The sequence below is a fragment of the bacterium genome (assembly GCA_021159335.1).
Lineage (GTDB): Bacteria > UBP14 > UBA6098 > B30-G16 > B30-G16 > JAGGRZ01.
Genome location: JAGGRZ010000071.1, coordinates 1 through 3246 on the forward strand (window position 1 = coordinate 1; position 3246 = coordinate 3246).

Here is a 3246-nt window from a genome sequence, read left to right on the forward strand (position 1 = left end):
TGTCTGAAGTCCCTGTTCCTCTACCTTAAGCTCGTCAAGCTTATCCTCAAACATCTTTATCGAATCCCGCAATGCCTTAATAATCTGAGGTTCATAGCGTTCGAAAAACACCTCGATACCGCCGAGCTTCACATCCCCGGAAGTTTTAACGCTTATTCTTACCGAATTCCTATCGATCTGCTGCGGAAGGTAGCCGATAAAAATCTTGCCGTCCCCAGCTTTTAGACTTACTTTTCCCGTTCTTTCGACAAGGGCACGGTCAGCGTAGACTGTGACACTATTTATTACCGATTTGCTTTTTGCCCCACCGTCAACCCATATGTCCACATCTGCAAATATGAGGGTCGCAAATATCACAATTGATAATACTACTTTCCTCATTATGCCCCCCTGTTAGAAAATTTTTTGTCTATTATCTTTAGGACAGCTTTTAAAGCCTCATCAATTTTTTCAGGATTTTTTCCGCCTGCCTGTGCGAAGTCGGGTCTTCCACCGCCGCCGCCACCTGTAATTTGCGCTGCCTTTTTCACAAGTTCACCAGCATTAATGCCAAACTTTCTTATTACATCGGCGGTAATGCGGCATACGAAGGCAGCTTTGCCGTTCTCAAGTGCGGAAGCAAGGAAAATCAGCGCAGAAGGTAGTTCCTTCTCAAGAATGCCGAGGACTTGCATTAATTCATCCCTGCTTACGGCATTGACTTTGCCTACCACCAACTTCGCATTGTTAATCCGCTTCGCTTCGGAAATTAAGGAAGAAGCGACTTTCGCCGCGTCGAATTCCCCAGAATGCCGCGACCTTTTCTCCAGTTCCTTAATCCGTTCAAAAAGCTTCTCTATTTTGGTTAAAACATCATCTCCTGTTGCCCTAAGTGTCCTTTCCACCTCAGCCCAAAGATTTCTCAAATTTGAAACATACCTATAAGCATGCTTACCGGTCATCGCCTCTATTCTACGCATTCCTGAACCTATGTTTTCCTCACGCACGATGACGAAAAGCCCTATATCACCCGTTCGTGAGACATGTGTTCCACCACAAAGCTCTTTCGAAAAGTCGTTTATCTTTACCATTCTAACCACAGCTCCGTACTTCTCCTCGAAAAGCGCCACCGCACCCGATTTTATGGCGTCTTCATATTTGGTCACGACAGTTTCCACGGGCAAATTTTCCATAATCTTTTCGTTAACTATTTCCTCTATTCTTCGCAGCTGTTCCTGAGTCGGCGCCTCGAAATGGGTGTAGTCAAACCGTAAACGGTCCGGTGCCACCAGTGAACCCGCTTGCCTTACATGGTCGCCGAGAACCATCCGCAGTGCCTTGTGTAGCAAGTGTGTTGCCGTGTGGTTTCGTCTTATCTCCGCGCGACGCTCGTGGTCGACCTCTGCTATCACATCCGGTGAACTCCTGAAAATCTCTATCAGTTTTGCCGCATCGCCCCTGCAGATATGGACGATGTGTTCTCCCTCAAGTTGGGTATCCAGTACTTCAAGCTCAAAACCATCGCCTTTCAACTTTCCAGTATCGCCTACCTGCCCGCCACGCTCAGCGTAAAACGGTGTTTGTGAAAGAACGACCTCGACAGTATTGTTCTCACCAGCTCTTGCCAGCCTTATTTGAGCCTCGGCTCGTTCAGTTTCGTAGCACAAGCTCCTGCTATCCTCACCATCAGTTATTCTTATCCAATCGGGTTTCTTCTTGTGAACTACATCGAATCCCGCTGCAGCACGTGCACGCTCGCGTTGCTTTTGCATCAGTTTTTCAAAACCATCGACATCCACATCGAAACCTAACTCACGCGCCATAAGCTGGGTTAAATCGAGAGGAAACCCATATGTATCGTAAAGCCTGAACGCATCCTCGCCCGGTATAGTCCGTTCGCCCCTCTTTTCCAGTTGTTCAATTATGTTGTTGAACAGTTCGATTCCAAAGTCGAGAGTTTTCCCGAAGCGTTCTTCCTCTGCCTTTATTATCTGCGCGATAGTGTCGGCGTTTTTCTTAAGTTCAGGATACACGTTCCCCATTTTGTCAACGAGCGGGGAGACGAGTTTATACATTATAGGCTCGTGCACGCCGAGTATGCGCGAGAATCGAGCTGCGCGCCTCAAAATTCTTCTCAAAACATAGCCTCGACCTGTGTTCCCCGGTATAGCTCCATCCGCTATAGCGAAAGACAAAGCACGAATGTGGTCCGACAAAACCCGAAAAGCCATTGTTATCTGTCCACCCTCTTCGTAATCGTGTCCGCTCAGCTCCGAAATGCGCTCGATAAGCGGGCTGAAAATGTCCGTTTGGTAGTTATCCCGCGTCCCCTGAAGCACTGCCACCAAACGCTCGAAACCCATCCCTGTGTCGACATTTTTCGCCGGTAGGTCGTGAAGTTCACCGTCTTTATCGCGAAAGTACTGCATGAAAACGATATTCCAGACCTCAACGAATCTGTCGGACGCATTTGGCACGCCATCGGGGTCAAGTTCTTTGCCCCAGTCATAGTGAATCTCAGTAGTGGGTCCGCAGGGTCCCGTATCAGCCATCTCCCAAAAGTTGTCCTTCATGCCGCACCTTACTACCTTTTCCGGTGGAAGACCAATTTCCTCAATCCAGATTCTATATGCTTCATCGTCGCTTTCGTAAACGGTTGCCCAGAGTTTTTCCGCTGGAATCCCGTAGAACTTTGTCATAAGTTCCCATGCCCAAAGTATTGCTTCCCTTTTGAAATATTCGCCAAAAGACCAGTTGCCCAGCATCTCAAAAAATGTATGATGCCAGCCATCGCGACCGACTTCTTCCAAGTCATTATGTTTGCCTGAAACTCGTATGCACTTTTGCACCGATGCGGCACGAGGGGGGTCGTAGGGGCAGGGGACTTTGCCGAGGAATATGTCCTTAAACTGATTCATGCCGGCGTTGGTGAAAAGAAGCGTGGGGTCGCCAACAGGAACCACCGGCGAGGACGGAACTATGGTATGCCCTCGTTCCCGGAAAAAATCGAGAAAAGTCTTCCTGACAAGCTCGGACTTCATAGAATCCTCCGATATACTTACCGTGCTAATAATAAGATATTTTAACGAGATTGCAAGAAGAGGTTAAGGCGCGCTGCGCCCTTGTATAGGAGATACAACGGTTTCTAATTTTAATCTGATTTTATAGTGGGAAGTTCGTTTGTAAGATGATGGTTTAAGGTGATAGTGATTAGCTTACTTCCATCGGAGTATCAGCGAGCATTTCCTTTTCGTTGCACTTGCAAAC

Annotated in this window: 2 protein-coding genes; both read right to left on the reverse strand. The window is 47.6% G+C overall.

Annotation, left to right across the window (positions count from 1 at the left end; genetic code table 11):
* On the reverse strand, positions 1 to 381 hold a 381-nt coding region (locus J7J62_04190), incomplete at its 3' end, for a DUF4140 domain-containing protein (protein ID MCD6124354.1).
* A complete protein-coding gene (gene alaS / locus J7J62_04195) occupies positions 381 to 3020 on the reverse strand; it encodes an alanine--tRNA ligase (GenBank protein ID MCD6124355.1) in 2640 nt (879 codons plus the stop codon). The genes J7J62_04190 and alaS, both read right to left, overlap by 1 nt.
* Positions 3021 to 3246 lie beyond the last annotated feature (226 nt).

Coding starts and splice junctions, on each gene's coding strand:
- alaS (MCD6124355.1), bottom strand. CDS start 3,020: ATGAAGTCCGAGCTTGTCAGGAAGACTTTTCTCGATTTTTTCCGGGAA.